Origin of the sequence: Rathayibacter rubneri (assembly GCF_023743255.1) — a bacterium.
GTDB classification, from domain to species: Bacteria; Actinomycetota; Actinomycetes; order Actinomycetales; family Microbacteriaceae; genus Rathayibacter; species Rathayibacter rubneri.
The window spans coordinates 1-20,570 of record NZ_JAMRYM010000035.1 but is presented as its reverse complement, the minus strand read 5'-3'; the positions used below and the strand labels follow the sequence as shown (position 1 = coordinate 20,570).

The window sequence follows — 20,570 nt, the reverse complement described above, 5'->3', positions numbered from 1 at the left end:
GGGCACGGGCTGGAGCGTCGCCCCGACCGCCGAGCCGTTCTCCTTCCGCTACGCCGCGCTGGGCGACGAGGCGATGACGCTCCGCGCCTCGCAGATGCGCGGCACGACCCTCGGCGGCAACCCCGGAACGGGCGACTACGTGGTGCAGTGGCTCGTCGGCGGCAGCGCCGTCATGGACCTCGAGCGGGAGGCCGTGGCGATGCAGTGCGGCGTGCCGATGCTCGCTCCGGCGTACCGGCCGTTCGTGTTCTCCTTCACCGACTTCGACCAGAGGCTCGTCCACCTGAACCGCGACCACGTCGACCGCATCGCCCGCGAGCAGGGCCTGCGGGGGGCGCTGCGCTTCGACCACCGGCGCGCCGTCGACGCCGCTGCGGTCGCCCGCTGGCACGCGGCCATCGGCGACACCGCCGGCCACCTCGGCCGCTTCTCGGCCGCGTACGCCGCACGCTTCGGGGAGTATCCGAGCGAGACGCTGGCCCGCTGACGGGAAGGCTGCGCCGCGCGCCGCATCACCTCCGCTCCTCGCGGGCAACCCCTCGCGAGACCGGCGGCCGGCCCGCGAGGCTGAGCGTCACGGACGGGTCGAGACGGGAGGCGGGGTCGCGATGAGGGAGAGGCTGCGGTCGGCAGCGGTGCGGGCCGCCGGTGTCGCGGGTGCCGTCCTCGGCGTCGCCGTGGGGCTCGTCCACCGAGTGCGCCGTCGGCCCCTGCACCCCGCGGGGGTGGCTCTCACGGGCACGATCCGGCCGCTCGATCCCCGGGAGGCGTCCGGTCCGGCCTGGTTGGACGGCGTGACCGGGCCGATGCAGGTGCGGGCGCGGCTGTCGCGCGGTGCCGGTCTGCCGGCACTCCTCCCCGACGTGCTCGGAGTCGCTCTGCAGCTGCACGACGGCGACGCCACGGGCCGGCAGATCCACCTCCTGTTCTCCTCGACCGGGCGCTCCCCGGTCGGCCGCTTCCTCCTGCTCCCGCGGCGCAGGGCCTCCGGTGCGTTCCTCTCGACGCTGATGCCGTTCCGCAGCGAGCACGGGCCCGTCCTCCTCGCCGTGGAGGCCTCCTCCTCTCCGGAGCTCCCCGCCGACCTCGTCGAGGCGGCGCGGGTCCTCGAGTCGGAGTCGTGGCGCCTGCGGCTCCTGCAGGCTGCTCCCCGCGGAGCCTGGCGGCCGGTGGCCGACGTGGTGCTGGGCCGAGCGCCGCACGATCCCGTCGACTCGGCCCGTCGCTCCGACCCCGTGCTCTTCGCGCCGCCCGGCGACACGACGTACGCCTGGACCCGGCTGCTGCGCGGCCCCTCCTACCGCGCGGCACGCGAGTGAGTCGACAGCGCCGACGGTCCTCGACCCCGCGGGCCGGGTCGAGAGCCTGAGCACGCCCTGGGCGCTGTCAGCGGTAAAGGGGACAGTACTGCTCTATCCGGCAGTCGTCCGTCTTCGGTACATTGGCCGCAGCCCGGTCCTGATCGGGGGCGACGCCGTGGGGGCGGTGCAGGGAGGGTGCTCCTCGCCGCTGTCGTCCCGTCGCTCCTCGGTTCTGACCGAGTCCCGTCCCGCGACGCCGACGCCCTTCGGCGCGCGGGCCCGTGCCGCAGCACCGACCGGTCGGCCGTCGCGCCGACAGAATCGATGGAACCCTTGTCCTCTTCGTCCCCGAGCGCGCCGCCCGCGCGTGCCTTCCTCCGACGCCTGGGCGTCCTGACCACGGCGCTCGCCGTCGGTGCGGGTGTCGCTCTCGCCGGCGCCGCGCCCGCCCAGGCCGGTGACGCCGGCCGCTACCTCGTGACCGTCGACTCCCGCGCCGTGTCGCAGGAGGTCGTCGCCGCGCTCGGCGTCAGCGACCTCGTCACCTACGAGGGCGGCACCGCCGGCTTCACCGCGACGCTCACGGCGCGCCAGCAGGCGCTCCTCGAGGCCGACCCCCGCGTGGTGGCCCTCGCGCCGGCCGATGTCCTCGTCGAGGGGCAGGCGCAGACCCTCCCGTCGCACGTCGTGACCGCCGAGGCGGACAAGGCCCCTGTCAGGGCCGGCGAAGGCGTCACGAACTACTCCGGACCCGCAGTGGCCGTGATCGACTCGGGTGTGAACCCGAACGCCGACTACAACCTCAAGGAGCAGGTCAACTGCTTCGGCTCGGGCACCGCGTCCGACTCGAACGGGCACGGCACGGCCGTCTCCGGCTACATGGCCGCCTACGACGACGGGATCGGCACCGTGGGCGTCGCCCCGGGCGCTCCGATCTACTCCATCCGCGTCCTCGACGCGAACAACAAGGGCACCGCCGAGAACATCGTCTGCGCGCTCGACTGGGTGTCGAAGAACGCCGCGTCCCGCAACATCAAGGTCGTCAACATGTCGCTGGCCGCCGTGGGCGCCGACGACAGCAACTGCGGGCGGACGAACAACGACGTCATGCACCAGATGGTGTGCGAGGTCGTCGGCAAGGGCGTCACGATCGTGAGCTCGGCCGGCAACGCGTCGACCCCGAAGAGCCTCGCCGGCGCTGTCCCCGCGGCCTACGACGAGGTCCTGACCGCGACGAACATGGCGAACTACGACGGCAAGCCGGGCTCCCTGGCCGCCGTGCCGTGCGCGAACGTGACCACCAAGGACGACACGGTCGCCATCAACAGCAACTACGCGACGGCGGCCGATCAGGCGCACACCATCGCGGCTCCCGGCATGTGCCCGTTCACGACCAAGCTCGGCGGCGGCTACGCCTACGTCCAGTCCGGCACCAGCATGTCGGCCGCGGCCGTCAGCGGTGTCGTCCTCGACTGCCTCAGCTCCGGCGGATCCTGCGTCGGCAAGGCACCGGCGCAGGTGCGCAGCCAGGTCATCGCGCAGGCGAAGGCCGCGACCGAGCGCGGCCGCTCCTTCCAGGGCGACCCGACCCGCCCCACCGCCGGCAAGTACTTCGGCTACGCGATCAGCACCATCCCCGTCGGCTCCGTGCCCGCGCCCTCGCCGACCGCCACTCCGAAGCCGACGGCGACCGCGACCCCCTCGCCGACCGCGACTCCGAAGCCCACGGCGACCGCGACCGCGACCCCGCGGCCCACGGCGACCGCGACCACGGCACCGGTGGACACGGTGAAGCCGACAGTCCGGATCACGTCGCCCGCCTCGGGAACGACCGTCACCGGGACGATCCGCCTCGTCGCCGCAGCCAGTGACGACGTCGGAGTGACGGCCGTCGCGTTCTACGCGAGCGGCACGAAGCTCGGCAACGGAGTGAAGCAGGCCGACGGCTCGTGGACGCTCTCGGCGAGCTCGTCCGCGTACCCCAACGGCTCCTACTCGGTGACCGCGAAGGCGCAGGACAAGGCCGGCAACGTCACCACGAGCGCCGCGATCACGCTGCGCGTCGCCAACTGACGCGACTGAGCTGATCCGAGGAGGGGGTGCGCCGGGAGGCGCACCCCCTCTGCTGTCCCCTCGGGCCGGCACCTATCTCCCGGGATCGGGCAGGTGCGGCGGGACCGGCCCGAATCGGTGCGCGACAGCCGTCACTCGCCCCGCCCGTCGAGTTCCAGCGTCGTCACGAGTTCCGCGACCCGTGCTCGGCCGGTGGCGTCGAGACCCCGGACCGGGCGAGGCAGGCTGTCCGCCGCGACGAGTCCGAGGTGCTCGGCGATCGCGGCGATCACGCGGTAGCTGCCGCCGTGCTCCTCGAACAGGTCCCACAGCGGCTGCAGCCGCTCCGACTCCGCCGCCGCGGCGGCATGGTCGCCCGCCTGCGCCGCGCGGGTGATCGTCAGCGCGGGCGACGGGAGTGCTCCGCCGAGGACGGAGTACCAGGCGTCGCAGCCGCTGCTCAGTCCGAGAGCGGCGGAGGGATCGCCCGACACCCCGATGGTCACTCCGCCGCCCACGCGTTCGCGGATCGTCCTCACCCGTCGACCCGCGGCGTCACGACCCGCGGGGACGCCCGGGATCTTGAGGGACGCGACGTGAGGGAGCCGAGCGAGGGCCGAGTAGAGGTCGTCGCTGAAGGCGACGTGCGTCGTGCGGGGATTGTCGTAGACCACCAGCGGGACGGAGACGTGCCCGGCGACGTCCTCGAACAGGCCGAACACCTCGTCGTCCGTCAGCGGCTGGTAGGTGACCGGAGCCAGCAGCAGCGCGCTCGCGCCCGCGTTCTGCGCGTCCTCGGCGAGGGCGAGCACCTGGGAGGTCCGCAGGGCGCCGATCCCGACGACGACGGGGACCGCTCCGGCGTGCGCGACGGCGGACACGGCGACGCGGCGGCGCTCCTCGCGGTCGAGGTAGAGGTAGGAGCCGGTCGAGCCCAGAGCGGTGATCGAGTCGACCCCCGCTCGCGCCAGGCGCTCGACGAGTGCGGCGAACGCCGACTCGTCGACCGCGTCGTCCCTGAGCGGTGTGAGAGGGAAGGCGCTGAGTCCGGTGAGCATGTCGGTCCGATCCGGGGGTCGAGGGGCGAGCACCCAGTGTCCTCGCCGCGGGAGACGACGCACCACGCCAGAAGCAGCTGTCGTCGGGGGACCACGGCGGTCCCCGCGCTCGATCGGCGAGAGCGTCCAAGGCACCGCACCCCCTGGAAGGGGGTGACGCGCGTCCGGTCCGCACCGGCCGGAGCGGCACCGTCGACTGACGCGCACTGACATGCTGAGCGGGTGCTCCCTCGACGACGAGGTCGGCGGTGAGCGTCCTCGACGCCACCGCGATCCGCGACCTGATCCCTCGCATCGCCGACGGCGACACCGCCGCGTTCGAGCGGTTCTACGCTCTCACCGTCGTGCAGGTCCTCCGGATCGCGCACTCCGTCCTGCGCGACCGCGCTCAGGCGGAGGAGGTGGCCCAGGAGGTGTTCCTCGAGCTCTGGCAGAACGCTCGCCGCCTCGATCCCGAGCGCGCGGGACTGATCTCGACCATGGCGCGTCGCCGGGCGATCGACCGCGTGCGCGCGACCCAGTCGTCGCGGGAGCGGGACCACGCCTTCGCGACTCTCGACTACCAGCCGGAGCGGGACGCCACCGCCGAGCAGGGGGACGTCCGGTTCGTCTTCGCACCCGTCGCCGCCGCGGTGCGGGCGCTGCCCCGGGCGCAGCGTGAGGTGCTCGTGCTCGCCTACGTCCACGGCTGCAGCCACTCCGAGATCGCCCGCGCCCTGGAGCTGCCGCTCGGCACCGTGAAGACGCGGCTGCGCGACGCGATCCTGCGGCTGCGCTCCCGTCTCGCCGCCGCCGCGCCGCACTGAGACCTCGCGGGGACGCGCTGTCGGACGCGACGACGGACTGTTATGAGAAGGAGACGCTCCACGGTCCCGGCCCGCTGTCGGCGCTGTCGGCGGACTGCTACAAATCGAGAGGAACGCCCGGGGGAAACGATGGTGCGTCTCGGCCGACGACCCACCTCTCGATGAAGGACACCACCGTGCCTGCTCCCTCTCCCCGCGCCCGCTCGGCGCGCTCCCTCCTCACCGTCCTGGCGGCCTCCAGCCTCGCTCTCGGAGGAGTGCTGATCGTCGCGCCGTCGGCCGGCGCCTCGACGACCCCGAGCGCGACGCCCACTGCGACTGCCACTGCGACCCCGACTGCGGCACCGACATCGTCTGCGACGCCGACCGCGACTCCGACTCCGACGGGAACCGCGACCGCGACCGCGACCCCGACGCCCACCGCCGCACCCGTCGCGACGCCGACCGCCACTGCACCGGCGGAGCCGACTCCGACGGCCGCCCCGGCGCCCGTCGACGACACCTGCTTCGAGGACCTCGGAGGCGTTCCCAGCGCCACCACCACCGAGCCGGTCGGGACGACCGCCGTCGCGCCCGGCGGCCTCGTCGTGCACCTCGAGCCCCTGACGATCCGCGACTGCGTCGTCTCGGGCGAGATCCGCGTGGTGGCGACCGCGGTCCTCGACACCGACGGCGACTACACGCCTCCGACCTCGCGCTGGTACGACCTCGCCGAGTTCGCCGACGGAGGCGACATCCCGCTGGCGGTGTCCCCGGGTTCGTACTTCGTCTTCGCCGAGTACATCGCCCGCGCCGAGGGCGAGGCCGACCTCGAGCACGCCTTCTACGTCCACTTCGTCGACGGCGCCCCCGGCTACTTCGCCGTGCCGCCCGCGACAGCGGCCGCTTCCCCGTCGGCCCGCCCGACCGCGGCGACGACCGGAGGGCGCCTCGCCGAGACGGGAGCCGGCACCTCCGCACCGCTGCTCGGCGCCGGCGTCCTGCTCGCCGCAGGCGGCGCACTCCTGATCGGCCGTCGGCGCACCGCCCGGGTCTGAGCACCCGTCGGGGTGCCCGCGATCGCACGAGCGGACTACGGCACCCCGACTCCCGACCGTGCTCGGGCGGTGCGGCGCGCCGCCCGGCGAGTGGACGACCCGCCTCGCAGTGCGGATCGCTCGGCGGCGGTCAGTCGGAGCCGAGCGTGCTCTTCGGGTACTCGCCGAAGCGCCGCTCGTACGAGGCCGAGAAGCGTCCGAGGTGCGCGAAGCCCCACCGGTGCGCCACCTCGGCCACGGTGACCGTTCCGGCCTCGCCGGCGCGCAGCTCGGTGTGCACGCGATCGAGGCGGATGCGGCGGAGGTGGTCGAGCGGAGTGACGTCGAGCTCGCGACGGAACGAGCTCTGGAGGACCCGGACGCTGAGGCCTGCGGCAGCGGCGACGTCCTCCATCCGCACGGGGAGGTGGGCGTGGGCGTGCAGGTACTCGATGGCGGCGCGGAGCCGGTCGCTCGTGGGCAGCGCGAGCGGCGTCGACACGGCGAGGCCGATGTGCGGGAAGGTGTCGAGCAGGGCGATCGCGGCGGAGCGGTTGGCCTCGCTGCGCAGGAGGGCGGGGCTGTCCGGGTCCTGGATGACGCGGGCGACGGTCGCGACGGTGCCGGCCCAGCGCTGCAGCGCCTCGCCGGTGGGGCGCGATCGGGTGTCGAACAGCAGCGGTCCCGAGGAGCCCTCGTGCTCGGCGGCCACCCTCTCGAGGAACTCGCCGTCGAAGTGCATCAGGTTCTGCCGGTGGTCGGCGAAGTCGAACTCCGCCGGTCGACCGGTGACGAACATCGCGGGTCGGCCGTGGTCCAGCCGGACGGCGTCGCCGGTGAGGTCCAGCGCTCCGGAGCCGGCGGTGATCCAGGAGACGATGTACTCGCCCTCGGTGCGGATCGTGCCGCGGATCGATCCGCGGAAGAGGTTGCCGCGGAGGGTGAGCTCGTCGTCGCCGACCGAGGTGTAGCGGTAGGAGAAGTCCTCGCCGGTCCGCCCGGCGGTGAATCCGCCGCCGTTGTACTCGCCCTGCAGGAGCGAGAGGGCCTCGTCGAAGTCGTTGCCGGCGATCTCGGAGCGCACGGAGCGGTCGGCGTCCTCGTTCATCACGGGCAAGGATCCCACGGCTGCGGCGTCTCGGCCTGAGAACGCCCGCGGGGGCTTCGCTGCAGGGACACGGGAGCCCCTGCGACGCTCACGCCGCGCGGAGCAGGACGCCCTCGGGGCCGATCGACTTCGTCATCGCGAGGACGGTCGCCGTGCGGAACTGCGAGAACAGGTGCGTGCGGTGCGCCACGTCGCTCTCGACGGTCAGCGCGAACATCCTGCCGCGGGCGGCGGAGGACCACGTGCGGATGTCGCCCGCGTCGATGCGGAGGATCCCGCTCTCCTCGCCCAGGTAGACGGCATCGGCGGTGATGGCGACGCTCCCGCCGCCGTCGTGGTCCGACGTCGAGCACACGAAGAGCGCGGTGACGTCGGCGGGCGCTGCGGGAGTAGCGGGGGAGAAGTCCAGGAAGTCGGCACCCGACCCGTCCACTACGCTCATCGCGACCACCCCCTCACCCTCATTATCGACAGGACCGGCGCCGCGGCGGGTCCCCGGCGCCGACCCTTGCCATCCCGGGCGGTGTCTGAGTGCCACCGCTCGCGACGCGGCGCTCGCTCCTCGGGGCCGACGCGAACGCCGACCGGCACTCCCGGAGGAGCGCCGATCGGCGGCGTCGGCGGTCCGGTGCGTCAGCGCTGGACGAGCGGGATCGCGATGTCGGTGACGTTCGCTCCGAGAGCGCCGAGCGAGGTGGCGGTGCCGTTCAGCAATCCGACCTCGTAGAGCGACCCGTTGACGGCGGCGAGGCCGATCGAGGCGACGGAGCTGCCGCCGCGGAGCACGGAGTACACGTCGAAGCCGGTGACGCCGGCGGCGTCGACGCCGAGCTTCCCGGTCGGTGCCAGCGAGCCCGCGTTGGCCGGGGACTGGATCGCGATCTGGTCGAGGGCCGTGTCGAGCACGAAGAGAGTGGTCGCGGTCGCCGGATCGAGATCGTTGTTCGTGTACGCAGCCCCGTTGACGCCGCCGGCCACGGCCGGCGCGGCGTAGCTCAGCGCGCCGTCGGCCACCGTGGCGGCGCCCGGGGTGGCGAACGGCTGACGGAGGTTCTGGCCGGTGTCGCTGATCACGCGGAGCGCGTTGGCGGCGGGGTTGAAGTCGACGCCGAAGCTGGTGCCGCTGAGCGCGACCGTGAGCCGGGTGACCGGGGTGGCCGCTCCGGTCTTCGCGTCGACGGAGTAGACGCCGGCGCTCGCCGCGGAGTTCCCGACTCCGTAGAGGCGGCCGTCCTGGACCCGGTAGTCGATGCCGACGAGCGCGGTGTCGCCGCCGGTCAGCCCGCTGACGGCGACCCGGCCGGTGACCGTGCCGGGCTTGGTGGGGTTGAACTGCACGAGCTCGGTGCCGCCGTCGGCGAGACCGACGACGCGCAGCGTGCGCGCCACCGAGCGGGCGGCGTCGACCAGGCTCCTGTCGGCGGCGCTGACCGAGGCGCTGCGCGACTCGCTGCCGGCTGCGGCGGGAGCGGCACTGCTCGCACCTGCGACGACGGGCGCCACGGCCATCACGCCCGCCACGGCGACGGCGGCGATACCTACGGAGAAAGTCCTGCTCATGGTGTACTCCTTGACGCTTCGGTCGCCGGAGATCGGCGACTCGCAGAGGGGTACTGCCCGGCGGGCGCGAGCGTTCATCCGACGGCGGAATTCTCCGCATCGCCGTCGCGAGGGTCGGGTCAGCTGTGCGTCGTGTTCTGCCGGATCTCGTCGAGGCTGACCTCCGGTGCACCGCCGGCGGCCGCCGCCGGGTCCATCCAGACGAAGTCCCAGTGGTGGCCGTCGAGGTCGTCGAAGCTCTTCGAGTACATGAAGCCGTGGTCCTGCTCGCCGGCGGGTGCCGCGCCCGCGGCCAGGGCCTTCGCGTGGAGGGAGTCGACCTCCTCCCTGCTGTCGGCGCTGAGGGCGAGCTGCACCTCGGTCGAGGTGGTGGCGTCGATGATCGGCTTGCTGGTGAACTCGGCGAAGAACTCCCGCGTGAGCAGCATCGCGGTGATCGTGTCGCTGATCACCACGCTGACGGCGTTCTCGTCGCTGAACCCCTCGTTGATGGAGTAGCCGAGCGACTCGTAGAACGCCCGGGATCGGGCGAGATCGCTGACGGCCAGGTTGACGAAGATCATGGTGGGCATCGGTGCCGCTTCCCTCGAGGTGCCGGAGGCCCGCCGCCGCCGGTCGTCCCTGAATGATGATGAGCGCCCGGCGACGGTGTCAAGAGAGGCGGAGCCGCGGAGCGACCCGGCCGACGGCGGCAGTCGACGGTACTCTCACGTCCCGAGCGATCACCCGGGCCGACGAACCCCTGGAACCGCCGTCACCCGACGGCCGGGCGCAGGCGCGACTCGATCACGACGACATCGTCGCCGTACTCGGCGTCCGCTTCGGCCTGCAGGGTGCCGTCGTCGTGGATGACGATCACCCACGCTCGGCCTCGATGCTCCCCGAGACCGAGCAGACCGGTCGCCGTGCCCATCGCGTTCGAGTAGTCCTCGACGGCCCGTGCGACTGCGTCGGCGTTCGCAGGGTCGCCCGGCGTCGGTTCGGGCCGCGGCGTCACCGTCGACTCGGCGAAGGGGTCCGAGAAGACCGGTGTGCGCGTCAGAGCGAAGGAGAGGCCGTCCCAGGTCCCGACGACGTCGTAGTCGCCCCACGTGCTGCCGGACTGGCTCTCCTCTCCCTCGACGTCGTCCCAGTCCCACCCGGTGATGGTCGGTCCACCGCACGCGGGTGGGAGGGACTGGCCGACAGCGCCCAGGCAGAGCTCCGCCCCGTCGCCGTCGTCGAGGACGAAGGCGCGTGCGGTCAGATCGTCGTGCGGGCCCTCCGTCGGCACGACGGTGCCGTCGACCACGGGTGCCGACGCACACGCGCTGAGGACGGCGACGACGGAGAGCAACGGCACGGCGGCGATCCGGATGCTCATGCGATCAGTGTGACGCGGGCCGACGTCCTCGGCCAGGCCGGCCCTCAGCGGGAGACGTCGTCGTCGTACAGTCTCGTCATGGGTGCACCGGTCCGGCGTCGCGTTCGAGGGTGGTGGCTCGCGATCGCGGTCGGCGCCCTCGTGGCGGTGGTCCTCCTCGCCGGCGACCGTTCGGGCAGCTGCGCGGAGTATGCGGACTCGCCGGGCGTGTGCACCAGCGTCGACGAGGATCCGCGGACCTGGATCCTCGTGGGGATCGGCGTGCTGGTGATCATCGGCGCGCTGTACCGAGCGCTCCGGCGCCGGTAGTCGGAGCAGGGGAACCGGAACGGCCGTCCGGACGGGTGTGGAGTCGGCCCTCGTGCGGCGGTATCCCCTGCTCGCTTCCGGGCGCTGTGCCGGGGAGAACGGCCTCTCGCCTTCAGCCGGGATCGTGCCCGGATCTGCCGAGGGGATGATGCCTTCGGGGATCGGCGCCGTTCCGGTGAACCGTTCCCTCGCAGGACCAGGGAGTCGGCTCTAGCGCATGCCGCGCTGCAATCGTGTGGCGACCGCACCGAGCGCCTCGATCAGTTCCTCGACGCCTGCGTCGCTGTCGACAGCGTTTCCGCGCTCCAGACAACTGCGGATCGAATCCACTCCACCAGGAGGAAGGCTCTTCGCGGCCAGCAACCCGGAAACAGCCCCGAGCAGACCGATGAGAACGATGTGATCGTCTTCTCGCTGCATCGATACGTGCGACATTCTCGCTCCTCTCCGAGACCATTGGCGGGAAGGCGTCCCGGCGCGGATGAGACCGCCGAGCCGGGACGCCCCAGGCGCGGTGAGGAACGCTACCCGAAAGCGATGCCATCGTTCTGCGCCATCTGCAGAGGATAGGCCCGCTATCAGCGCATCGGCACCCACCCGGCAGGGAAGGGATGACGGAGAAGATCCAGCTGAATCCCGAGAAGCACTCCTGTGGACAGCCAGGCGATCCTTTCAGTAGGACGCGCCCCGGCGTCGTGATGATGAGGAGATCGAGCTCGGCTCGGAATCGACTCCGTCCATTCCGACGAGTGCGGTTCGCAATTCCTCCTCGTGCGGCGCGCACAGGTGCACGGCAGTCCCGCGACGAGGAACGCCGGCGAACGACGGTCTCGGTCGCCTCGGAGGGCCGACTTCCGCTAGACCGCGCCAGGAGGCGTCGAAGACTCGGGCGGAGCGTCTTCCTCGGTCGCGCTGAGCCGACCATCGGAAGCCGTTCCCCGAGCGCGATCGTCTCCCGGTTCCGGCAAGAATGCCTGCAGTTCTGCCGCTAGGTGCTGCACGTACCCGGGTTCGAGATTCCGAGCGGCTTCGAGCGCGACGAGAAGAGCGCGGACGGCGTCCTGTGCGTCGTCGTGCAGACCCTCGTCCGGGCTCATGAACCCTCCTGTGTTGTCGGAACTGAACGAACCTAGCCCAGATTTGCTAGACAGCCTAGCTAAACCACGAGTGTCGGCCGGCCCTTCACGTCGACCCGAGGGCCCCGCTCGCGCACGGATTCCAGTGACGATCACTCGCGTCGCTTCATCGGGGACGGTTCCCTGAGACGGTTCATCGGGCGCCGGGGCGTCGGTGGAGGGATTCGCTCGTCGGCGCTGATCTGCGGATCCTTGCGGTCGGGAACCCTTTGCCGTAAAGTATCTTGAATATCAAGATATCTGTGGAGGACGATCATGGAGGCTGAAGCAGACGCTGACGATGACGGCACGGCCGGAACCACCCAGCAGTTGGGTCATGCCCTGCTGATGCTGGAGGGGGCGTATCGCGACTTGCGAGCGAGCATGGCCCGCGATCTCGGCCTCGGTGATGCCGAGTTCCACGCCTTGACTGCCGTGGCGGGCTCCTCCGGCTACACACCCAAGATGCTGGGCCTCGAGCTGTCCATGACCACCGGCGCGGTCACTGCTCTGATCGACAGGCTCGATCGAGCGGGTCTGCTCACTCGCCTCCCGAATCCTCGGGATCGACGAAGCGTCTTCCTCACACCGACGTCCCACGGCGTCGACCTCCTCGACGAGGTGATCCGGCGACACGACGCCGCCGTGAGAGAGATGCAACGGGTCTCGCCCCATCTCGCCGACAGCACGATCGTCGAGGATCTGACGCGCGCAGCGGCCGTGCTCGCCGCCCACTCGGTCGGCTGAGCGGCCCCCCCACTTCTCCTCCCCTCCGTCCACCCCACTCGGTGACGCGAGGACCCCCGTACCCGAAGATCGGCGCCCAGACCCGCGCCCATGCACATCAGCATGACGACGCCATTTGGAGCAGTTGACCCATGAGCACCACCGACGCCGCGAGACTCAGCCCACCCGAGCCACCGGGAATCGAGGCGACCCTGCGCACCCTCGGGAGCCCCGTCTTCGGCTTCGCTGTGCAACCGCGCCTCGCCGAGCTGGCCGCAACGACCCGGACCGACGGCGCCCGGACCGTCGGGGTCTCGCTCTCCTACACCTATTTCCGGCACCCGATCTCTCGGAACAACCCGGTCAACTTCGTCGAACTCACTCCTGAGCAGAACCTCGCGATCGAGCGAGCGGAGGCCTCGACGCTTCCGCAGTGGATGATCGAGCAGATCACTCGCATCCGCTACCCCACACTCTGGGATGCCGTGCGCACCTCCAGAGTGGTGCCGGGAGATGCGAAGAACGCCCTCGAACTGCGCCTCGCCGCTCACGTCAACGAGTTCCTCAACACCCGTGATCCGCACCACGTGCCTGTTCGAGCACCCCGAGTGGCGGCGGCGGGCCGACTCTCGTCCGCTGACCTGCTCGAGACCACGTGCGTGATCGTGGACCGCCAGCCCTACCATGGGCGCGTCCTCGACGCAGGACCTCACCTGGCGGCGTTCGGGGCGCGTGTCGACAGGCGGTACCTCACCGTCGTCTACGACACCCGCATCGCTCCCCGACTCCACCCCGAGTTCACGACGCGGCCTCCGAGCTAGCGGCAGCGCGACGGTCTGAGACGCGGCCCTTCTCGCCTCTCTGCGAGGCGGTCGGAATGCCGTCGAGGTGACAGGCGCCCAGCGACGGACCGCCGACGGACTCTCCCGCTGCCGATCCGCTTCGCGGTGGTGACGGCAGCGAGAGCCGTCCTCGCTTCCGCGCTACGCGGGGGAGGGACCGCGTCGCCCGCCGTGTGTCGTGCGTCGCCGCGACCTGAGGACGAGCACGAGCGCGCCGGCGAGGAGGAGCGCAACGACGGCCACGAAGGCGATCCAGGGCGGGCCGCTCGGAGTGACCGCCTGCGACTCCCCCTCGTCGGGGAAGGAGAGGGTCGCGGCGACGGTTCGTTCGAGAAGCCCGCTCGTCGCCGTGACTTCCGCCTGCCAGGGTCCGGCGGGAATGTCGGGACCGAGCTGGACCACGAGTCGCCCGTCTTCCCCGGGCGCCAGCGTCGTGACCTCCTCGGTGGAGAACGGCCCCGCAGACAGACCACTCGGTCCTTCCTTCAGATGCAGCTCGCCGGTGAGATCGAGGGCGCGACCACCCGAGTTCCGCACGTCGACCGTGACGATCGCCCGCCCGTCCTGCGTTCTGCCGGCCGTCAGCGCGTCGAGCGCGAAGTCGGCGGCGGGCCCGTTGCCGGGCGCGACGGAGACGTACATCCGGATGCCGGCGCGGCTCGCGGTCGTGATGGTCTCCTCCGTGGTCGTGCTGCGGATCTCGGCCCAGACGGCGGCGTACTGCTCACCCTCGGGCGCGTCCTGCGGCACGTCCACCGTGACGAGGACCACCTCCTCGGCACCGGGGCCGAGCTGGAGCTCCGCGGGGCTGATGCGCGTCCACTGCGCGAGTTCATTGGTCGACCCCGACGCGCCTCCGGAGAACGCTCCGTCGACGATGGAGGCGGAACCGGAGTAGAGCCTCACCTCCTGGGCCTCGGCCGTGCTGTTCGTGACCTGCACACGCCGACTGATGCTCGTCCCCGGTGGGAGGTTGTCGACGATGTAACGACGCGCCCGCGGATCGTTCTGGGCTGCGCTCGGGATCTCGACCAAGCCGATGCCGATACCCCCTGACCGTCCGTCCGACGACGGCGCGGCCGAAGCGGCGGACGCGGGCGCGCCGGCGACGCCGACGAGGGCGAGGACGAGGACGAGGGCTAGGCGGAGCCGGGAATGCACAGGGCAGCTTTCGTGGCAGACGGGCGGAGCGAGAGGGGCGGACGCGTCAGCGGGCGGGAGGCACGATGTGCGCTCCCGCCCGCTCGGGCGGTCAGAGGACGGAGTGGGTGATCGTCGCGGTGTAGTTGCTCGCGGCCAGGGCGTCCGAGGGGACCTGCAGCGACAGTGCTGCATCCCACTCGGCGGTGTTGTTGCCGCGGACCGCGGTGGCCTGCTGCACGACTCCGGTCGCTCCGGTGTCGGTCGGGGTCACCGTGGCGGTGCCGGTGGTGACGGCGGATCCCGTGTCGTAGCTGAAGCCGGACGCCGGGAGGGTCTCGTCGCCGGAGGTGAAGGCGGTGACGGTGACGTCGGCCGTCCAGCCGAGTTCGTCGGCGGTGAGGTCGCTGACGGTGATGTCCGCCAGGGTTCCCGTTGCCACGCCACCCGGAGCGGCGTCGCTCAGGGTGGTCGAGCCGGGGACGGAGATCGACAGTGCGCCGGCCGTCACCGCGACAGTGGCGGTGGTGGCATCGGTCGCCGCGGACGCGGCGGTCGCGGTGGTGCCGGCGAGAACGACGGCGCCGAAGAGGGCCAGCCCGGCGCGAGTTGCAGTACGCATGGTTCTTCTTTCGGTTGGAGCAGATGAGGACACGCTGCTCTCCGAGGGAGAGCTGCGTGAGGCTTCTCCCTCAGCTCGGGGGAATGCTGGAGAAGAGAACCTGAACGGAACGCTAATCCCGATGCGAGTGGACTGTACGGTCCCGATTGCCCCCATAGACGGCACTACGCAGATGACAGATTCGCGCATTTTCTCCCGCACCCGCATCTGGGGGGATAACGGTAGTCACACGCTTCGACCTCTCAGCGATGCACCCGGACAATCGCGATAAGGATCTGAGAAGCGACCAGGTGAGCGCGCAGCCGGACGCAGCGAAGCGCCGAAGTCGGCGGCCGTTCTGCCCACATGCGCAGGCACTCCGCTCTCGGACGAGAGACGACTCCTGCAGGACTCCGACACCCTCGATACCGCCTTCGCCCGCATCATCGCCGCTGGCGCGCGCGCCACCTCCGCACGAGTCACCTCCCTCGGCACCGACGAGACCGAGCAGGCCGCCGAGACCGTGTGGTCGCTGTCGCCGCCCGCACGATCAGGGACAGCAGACAGCGATCCGGCGGCGCAGCCACCGCCCAGCTGTCGCCGTCAGAGCGCGGTCCCCTCTCGCCGTTCTCGACGACGAGCGGCCTGCAGAGAGAACCGTGTGGTTCTGGTCACGGGAGCGGGAGCGCGTGCTGATGGCGGCGAAGCACCAGGATCGTGATGTCGTCGTCTCGAAGGTGCGCGTCGTCGATGAGGGCGCCCACCCGGGTGACCACGTTCGCGGCACCGGAGGAGACCGAGACGATGTAGGCGATGTGGCGGAGGGATTCGATCGTGCCGTCGTACAGATCCAGGATGCCGTCGCTGCAACTGATGAGCGTGTCGCCCGGCTCCAAGAGGAGCTGCTGAGTCGTCCACGACTCCGTCGCCGACACTCCGACGGGCAGATCGGAGGATGCGAGCCGTCGCCAGGAGCCGTCACCGCGTACGTGCAGCGTGAGTCCGTGGCCGGCGTCGACGTACCGGACGATCCCCGTGCTTTCATCGAGTCTGGCGTGGAACACGGTGGCGAACGCTCCCGTGCTCGCCAGGTCCCGATCGAACATCTCCGACGCCCGGGTGAGCGCGACCGCGATGTCCGCTTCGTTGCGGGTGGAGCGCACCACCGCGCGGAGGGTGGCGGCGATGATGCCTGCGCCGACTCCCTTCCCCATGACATCCCCGAGCGTGAACCCGGTACCCGACTCGGCGCTGTACCAGTCGTAGAAGTCCCCACCGATGGTGCTCGCCGGCAGGCAGACCCCCGCGAACTCGAAGCAGCTCGCCTGCGCCCGCGTCTCCGGCAGCAGCGCCCGCTGGACTTCCGACGCTCGTTCGAGCTCCGCCATCGTCGAGCGCTCTCTCGCCCGCAACTCCTCGATGTGTCGTCGCGACAGCCTCGCCAGGTCGCTGATCACGGCCGCCGCGAGCCCGAACGTGACGGCGGCGAAGAAGCTCCTCCCCAGCTCTGCCGGGAGATCCGCGACCGAGGCGCCCAAGCCGAACGGGACCAGAAAGACGGCACAGACGCCGGTGAATGCGTAGATCACCGTGAAGCGCTGCGAGGAGAACGCCATCCACACCATGGGGAGGATCACCAACGAGGCGAAGATCGAGAGGCTCTGTCCGGTCGCGAATCGGAAGACTCCGATGATGAGGAAGTCCAGGGCCGGGACGAGGAGGACCAGCCGCCCCGCCGGGTCGAGCCGCGGCAGCACTGCCGCGAAGAGCGTGACGGCGACCATCGCCACTACCGCCACGATCAGCGCGGCTCCGCTGGAGACACTCACCGCTGGAAGAACGACCGTCATCGCGAGCGACAGCGCGAACAGCATCGCCACAGGCAATTGCTTGACCAGAGGCGAGCGCCCCTGCAGCGCGACCACCGCGAGCGACAATTCCCCCACCCGCTGCCAACGCCGATGGCGTCGTGGTCGTTCGATCACGGCCCACCTGCCACACGTCGTCTCGCCAGGGGTCGCTCCCCGATCAACTTCTTACCAGCAGCCCTCGTCCCACCGACGCCCGCGCCTACCCCGCAAACGAGGCAGCTGCTTTCAGAAGAAGCCACACCTCCCGGCATCGACGCCCGGAGCCCTCCGTGCTGATGGTCACGGCACCGTCCTGGTACTGAGTCATCACCTCAGGCGACTCGGGGGAGGGGCCATCCGCTCTCGAGGGACTCCTGAGCGAACAGGAGGCGCCCGGGGTGGACTCGAGGGACCGGTCCGTGCTCGGATCGCCGATCCGTCACGCAGACCCGCCGGTACCCGCGTCTCAGGGACTGTCCGGCACGGAGTCGATCCGCTTCCGGGAGGCGGCGCCGTGACCCCAGCGGTTCCACGCGAGGACGTAGATCGCCAGTCCGGTGACGAGTCCCGCAATCACCCACAGCACGACGAGGTAGTCGATCCAGGAGCCGACCGGTGGCGCGCCGGGCAGGAAGTTCCGCAGCGGGATGACGGCGAAGAGCATCGCGCCGATCCAGCTCGTGAGGGTCGCCTCCACCCTCCGGCGTCCGGTGTAGGCGCTGATGGCGACGAACAGGACCAGCACCGGGGTGACCGCCATCAGCCCGAGCAGCACGATCCCGAAGGCGACCGTGCTCGCCGAGCGGGTGGCGGTGATCACCACGGATGTCAGCGGCTCGTCGCCGTCGGCCGTGGGGACGGTGCTGCCGGGACGGTCGACCGTCACGGTGTCCAGATGCCAGCCGGGAACGGAGTCGTCGAGGCAGACCTGCGTGGGCACCGCGGTGTGCTCGTGGTCGTCGTGATCGTCCTCCCCGAGGAAGGCGAACGTCGTCAGGTCGGCCCGGTAGCTGTCGAAGGGCCACTCCTCGACGGTCCCCTCGGCGAAGTCCGACTGCACCGAGCTGTCCAGCACCTCGCCCGCCGGGAACGTTAGGACGCTCGGCCCGTCGACCGGGAAGGTCACGAGGCTGATCGTCTCGTCGGCCGTGTACCCGTCGGAGGAGGTCAGCCCTTCCGACGGCACCAGGGTCAACTGGAACTCCAGCCGCTGGCGGGCCGCGTTCACCTCTGCCGGCTGCAGCTGCACCGTGACGGGGTCGGCGCCCGCGATGACCGTCTCGCAGCCCTCGCTCGACTCCCGGATGCCGCTCGCGTAGAGCAGCACGACCGTCGCGTACACGAGCACCGCCGCGACGACCGCCACCAGGACCGGCCATCGACGACGTGACGGACGAGGGCGGGGGTCGGTCATCTGCCGAGCGTAACGAGTCGAGGGTCGTCGCCGGTCGATCGCGCTTGCAGGAGCCCCGCAGGAGGGGGCGCGACGGAGCGGAGGATCGTCGCGGTGGCCGATCGGCGCGCAGCGACCGGGATGCGCCGGTCGGGGATCGCTATAGGGTGACGGCTGTGCTGACTCGTGCTCGTCGCAGATCTCCGGCTGCCGCGTCGCGTGTGCAGCTGCACCCGACGCAGAGCATCGCGATCGGCTTCCTCGGCGCGATCGTCGTGGGGACGGGCCTGCTGCTCCTGCCGATCTCGACGGCGGGGCCGGGCGGTGCGACGTTCATGCAGGCCCTGTTCACGGCGACCTCGGCGGTCTGCGTGACGGGGCACGTCGTGGTCGACACGGCGGAGTTCTGGACTCCGTTCGGGCAGACCGTGATCCTCGCGCTCATCCAGCTCGGCGGGTTCGGGGTGATGACCTTCGCGAGCATCATCGGCCTGCTGGTCCTGGGCAAGCTCTCGATCCGCACCCGCTTGACGACGGTGACGGAGGCGCACGGCAGCGGCCTACCCGATGTGAAGGCGCTCGTCCTGGGCGTGGCCGGGGTGTCCCTCGTGATCGAGGGGGTCGTCGCCCTGATCCTGACCGCGCAGTTCTCCCTCACCTACGGCGAGAGCCTCCCACGGGCGGTGTGGCTGGGCGTCTTCCACGCCGTGTCCTCCTTCAACAACGCCGGGTTCTCGTTGTTCAGCGACAACCTCGTGTCCTTCGCCTCCGATCCGATCGTCTGCCTCCCGATCTGCGCCGCGATCATCCTCGGCGGACTGGGCTTCCCCGTGATCACCCAGCTGCGCCGGTACGGCGCCACGACCAGGCTGTGGTCGATGAACACCCGCCTCGTGCTCTGGGGGACCGGGATCCTGCTGGTGACCGGGACCGTCTACATCACGGCGATCGAGTGGGGCAATCCGGCGACGCTCGGTGCGCTGGATCCGGCGGCCCGGGTGCTCGCCGGCTTCTTCCAGGCCGTCCAGACCCGGACCGCGGGCTTCAACAGCGTCGACATCGGCGCGCTGGACGAGGCGACGCTGCTCGGGATGGACGTCCTGATGTTCATCGGCGGAGGTCCGGCCGGAACCGCCGGCGGGATCAAGATCACGACGTTCGCCGTGCTGCTCTTCATCATCTGGACCGAGGTCAGGGGAGAGGGCGCGGTCAACGTGCTCGGCAAGCGTCTCTCCCGCGCCGTCCATCGCGAGGCGATCAGCGTGGCGCTGCTCTCGGTCGCGGTGGTCCTGGGCTCGACGGTGGTGCTGCTGCTCATCAGCCCGTTCCCCACGCGGCAGGTCCTGTTCGAGGCCGTGTCGGCGTTCGGGACGGTCGGGCTGTCGACGGGGATCACCGCCGATCTCCCCGTGGCGGGCCAGCTGATCCTCGTGCTCCTCATGTTCATCGGACGGCTCGGTCCGATCACCTTCGCGTCGGCACTGGCGCTGCGGCGTCGGCGGATCCGCTACGAACTCCCCAAAGAGAGGCCCGTCATTGGCTAAGAGACGACTGCTCACCGGCACGACGAGGACCGACCGGGTCGCGGAGGCCGACTCGGTCGCCGTCATCGGCCTGGGTCGATTCGGGCAGGCCCTCGCCCTCGAGCTGATGAAGGCGGGGACGGAGGTGCTGGGCATCGACGACGACGAGCAGGTCGTGCAGTCGCTGAACACCCGGCTCACGCACGTCGTCCGCGCCGATTCGACCGACGAGGACACCCTGCGCCAGCTCTCGCTGCCCGGCTTCGACCGCGTGGTCGTCGCGATCGGCTCGGACATCCAGGCGAGCATCCTGACCACCTCGCTGCTCCTGCGCTTCGACGTGCCCAACATCTGGGCCAAGGCGGTCAGCGACCAGCACGGGCTGATCCTCGAGCAGCTCGGCGTGCCGAACGTGGTCTACCCCGAGAAGGAGATGGGCAAGCGCGTCGCGCACCTCGTCCGCGGAGCCATGCAGGACTACGTCGAGATCGGCGAGAACTTCGCTCTCGTCAAGACGACCGCCTGCCAGCCCATCACGGGGCGCCCGCTCGGCGTCGTCCGGGCACGCGAGAAGTTCGGCGTGACCGTCAACGCCTACAAGCGCGGCGACGCGCCCTGGCAGTACGCCACCGCGGACACCGTCCTCGAGAGCGCGGACACGATCCTGGTCGGCGGGCAGCCCGCCGAGGTCGAGGCCTTCAGCCAGCTCCGCTGAGCCGGCCGGGGCCGGGGGAGCGGAGGGCTGCCGCTCACCTCGACGCGCCGAGGGGGGGCGGAGGCGAGGAGGGTCAGAGCGTCGTGGTGAGC

General features: G+C 71.0%; 21 protein-coding genes. 10 read left to right on the top strand and 11 right to left on the bottom strand.

All coding sequences use genetic code 11. The annotated features are described in order from the left end of the window. Nucleotides 1-73 precede the first annotated feature (73 nt). The 3 genes from NB037_RS09800 (at nt 74) to NB037_RS09790 (ending at nt 3,374) form a co-directional block, all read left to right on the top strand. On the top strand, nt 74-487 hold the full coding sequence (locus NB037_RS09800) for an AraC-like ligand-binding domain-containing protein (RefSeq protein ID WP_251945472.1): 414 nt from the start codon (nt 74-76) through the stop codon (nt 485-487). 121 nt (nt 488-608) lie between these two features. Beyond that, entirely contained in the window at nt 609-1,319 is a 711-nt protein-coding gene (locus tag NB037_RS09795; protein WP_251945471.1) for a hypothetical protein, read from the top strand. Between the two features lie 315 nt (nt 1,320-1,634). Beyond that, a complete protein-coding gene (locus tag NB037_RS09790; RefSeq protein ID WP_251945470.1) occupies nt 1,635-3,374 on the top strand; it encodes a S8 family serine peptidase in 1,740 nt (579 codons plus the stop codon). Nucleotides 3,375-3,505: 131 nt separating this feature from the next. Here NB037_RS09790 and NB037_RS09785 read toward each other — a convergent pair whose 3' ends face one another. Then, nucleotides 3,506-4,411 carry a dihydrodipicolinate synthase family protein gene (locus NB037_RS09785; protein ID WP_251945469.1) on the bottom strand — a complete coding sequence of 302 codons (906 nt, stop codon included), beginning with the start codon at nt 4,409-4,411 and terminating at the stop codon, nt 3,506-3,508. 248 nt (nt 4,412-4,659) lie between these two features. On the opposite strand from NB037_RS09785, the gene NB037_RS09780 reads away from it, so the two are divergent. Together NB037_RS09780 and NB037_RS09775 are read left to right on the top strand one after the other, a co-directional pair. Beyond that, a complete protein-coding gene (locus NB037_RS09780; RefSeq protein ID WP_251945468.1) occupies nt 4,660-5,217 on the top strand; it encodes a sigma-70 family RNA polymerase sigma factor in 558 nt (185 codons plus the stop codon). A 161-nt stretch (nt 5,218-5,378) separates the two neighbouring features. Further along, nucleotides 5,379-6,254: a hypothetical protein gene (locus tag NB037_RS09775; RefSeq protein WP_251945467.1), complete on the top strand. Its 876-nt coding sequence runs from the start codon at nt 5,379-5,381 to the stop codon at nt 6,252-6,254. A gap of 130 nt (nt 6,255-6,384) precedes the next feature. On the opposite strand, the gene NB037_RS09770 is transcribed toward NB037_RS09775, so the two are convergent. The 5 genes from NB037_RS09770 to NB037_RS09750 all read right to left on the bottom strand — a co-directional run bounded on the left by NB037_RS09770 (nt 6,385) and on the right by NB037_RS09750 (nt 10,264). Then, a complete protein-coding gene (locus NB037_RS09770) occupies nt 6,385-7,341 on the bottom strand; it encodes a helix-turn-helix transcriptional regulator (protein WP_251945466.1) in 957 nt (318 codons plus the stop codon). 88 nt (nt 7,342-7,429) lie between these two features. Then, the gene (locus NB037_RS09765; protein ID WP_251945465.1) at nt 7,430-7,783 is read right to left on the bottom strand and encodes a hypothetical protein; all 354 of its coding nucleotides are present in this window, start codon (nt 7,781-7,783) and stop codon (nt 7,430-7,432) included. A gap of 191 nt (nt 7,784-7,974) precedes the next feature. Further along, nucleotides 7,975-8,901, bottom strand: a complete 927-nt coding sequence (locus NB037_RS09760) for a DUF4394 domain-containing protein (protein WP_251945464.1) — start codon at nt 8,899-8,901, stop codon at nt 7,975-7,977. A gap of 119 nt (nt 8,902-9,020) precedes the next feature. After that, a complete protein-coding gene (locus tag NB037_RS09755) occupies nt 9,021-9,473 on the bottom strand; it encodes a VOC family protein (RefSeq protein WP_251945463.1) in 453 nt (150 codons plus the stop codon). Between the two features lie 182 nt (nt 9,474-9,655). Then, nucleotides 9,656-10,264, bottom strand: a complete 609-nt coding sequence (locus NB037_RS09750) for a hypothetical protein (RefSeq protein WP_251945462.1) — start codon at nt 10,262-10,264, stop codon at nt 9,656-9,658. Nucleotides 10,265-10,342: 78 nt separating this feature from the next. Here NB037_RS09750 and NB037_RS09745 point away from each other — a divergent pair, with 78 nt between their 5' ends. Continuing rightward, complete coding sequence (locus NB037_RS09745) at nt 10,343-10,573, top strand: hypothetical protein (RefSeq protein WP_251945461.1); 231 nt, start codon at nt 10,343-10,345, stop codon at nt 10,571-10,573. Nucleotides 10,574-10,783: 210 nt separating this feature from the next. Here NB037_RS09745 and NB037_RS09740 read toward each other — a convergent pair whose 3' ends face one another. Next, nucleotides 10,784-11,008: a hypothetical protein gene (locus NB037_RS09740; protein ID WP_251945460.1), complete on the bottom strand. Its 225-nt coding sequence runs from the start codon at nt 11,006-11,008 to the stop codon at nt 10,784-10,786. A 956-nt stretch (nt 11,009-11,964) separates the two neighbouring features. Here NB037_RS09740 and NB037_RS09735 point away from each other — a divergent pair. Next, a complete protein-coding gene (locus tag NB037_RS09735) occupies nt 11,965-12,435 on the top strand; it encodes a MarR family winged helix-turn-helix transcriptional regulator (RefSeq protein WP_251945459.1) in 471 nt (156 codons plus the stop codon). A gap of 131 nt (nt 12,436-12,566) precedes the next feature. Beyond that, the gene (locus NB037_RS09730) at nt 12,567-13,235 is read left to right on the top strand and encodes a hypothetical protein (protein ID WP_251945458.1); all 669 of its coding nucleotides are present in this window, start codon (nt 12,567-12,569) and stop codon (nt 13,233-13,235) included. Between the two features lie 162 nt (nt 13,236-13,397). Here NB037_RS09730 and NB037_RS09725 read toward each other — a convergent pair whose 3' ends face one another. From NB037_RS09725 to NB037_RS09710, 4 genes are all read right to left on the bottom strand, one after another. Then, nucleotides 13,398-14,198: a COG1361 family protein gene (locus NB037_RS09725; protein WP_251945457.1), complete on the bottom strand. Its 801-nt coding sequence runs from the start codon at nt 14,196-14,198 to the stop codon at nt 13,398-13,400. A 310-nt stretch (nt 14,199-14,508) separates the two neighbouring features. Then, nucleotides 14,509-15,018 (bottom strand): hypothetical protein, encoded by a 510-nt coding sequence (locus tag NB037_RS09720; protein ID WP_251945456.1) that lies wholly within the window; start codon nt 15,016-15,018, stop codon nt 14,509-14,511. 650 nt (nt 15,019-15,668) lie between these two features. Beyond that, the gene (locus NB037_RS09715) at nt 15,669-16,634 is read right to left on the bottom strand and encodes a PP2C family protein-serine/threonine phosphatase (protein ID WP_251945483.1); all 966 of its coding nucleotides are present in this window, start codon (nt 16,632-16,634) and stop codon (nt 15,669-15,671) included. 679 nt (nt 16,635-17,313) lie between these two features. Beyond that, nucleotides 17,314-18,261 (bottom strand): DUF8686 domain-containing protein, encoded by a 948-nt coding sequence (locus NB037_RS09710; RefSeq protein WP_251945455.1) that lies wholly within the window; start codon nt 18,259-18,261, stop codon nt 17,314-17,316. A 200-nt stretch (nt 18,262-18,461) separates the two neighbouring features. Here NB037_RS09710 and NB037_RS09705 point away from each other — a divergent pair, with 200 nt between their 5' ends. Both NB037_RS09705 and NB037_RS09700 read left to right on the top strand, forming a co-directional pair. Continuing rightward, a complete protein-coding gene (locus NB037_RS09705; RefSeq protein WP_251945454.1) occupies nt 18,462-19,784 on the top strand; it encodes a TrkH family potassium uptake protein in 1,323 nt (440 codons plus the stop codon). Next, nucleotides 19,777-20,478, top strand: coding sequence for a potassium channel family protein (locus tag NB037_RS09700; RefSeq protein ID WP_251945453.1), 702 nt, complete (start codon nt 19,777-19,779; stop codon nt 20,476-20,478). Before NB037_RS09705 ends, NB037_RS09700 begins: the two co-directional genes overlap by 8 nt. Nucleotides 20,479-20,570: the final 92 nt, after the last annotated feature.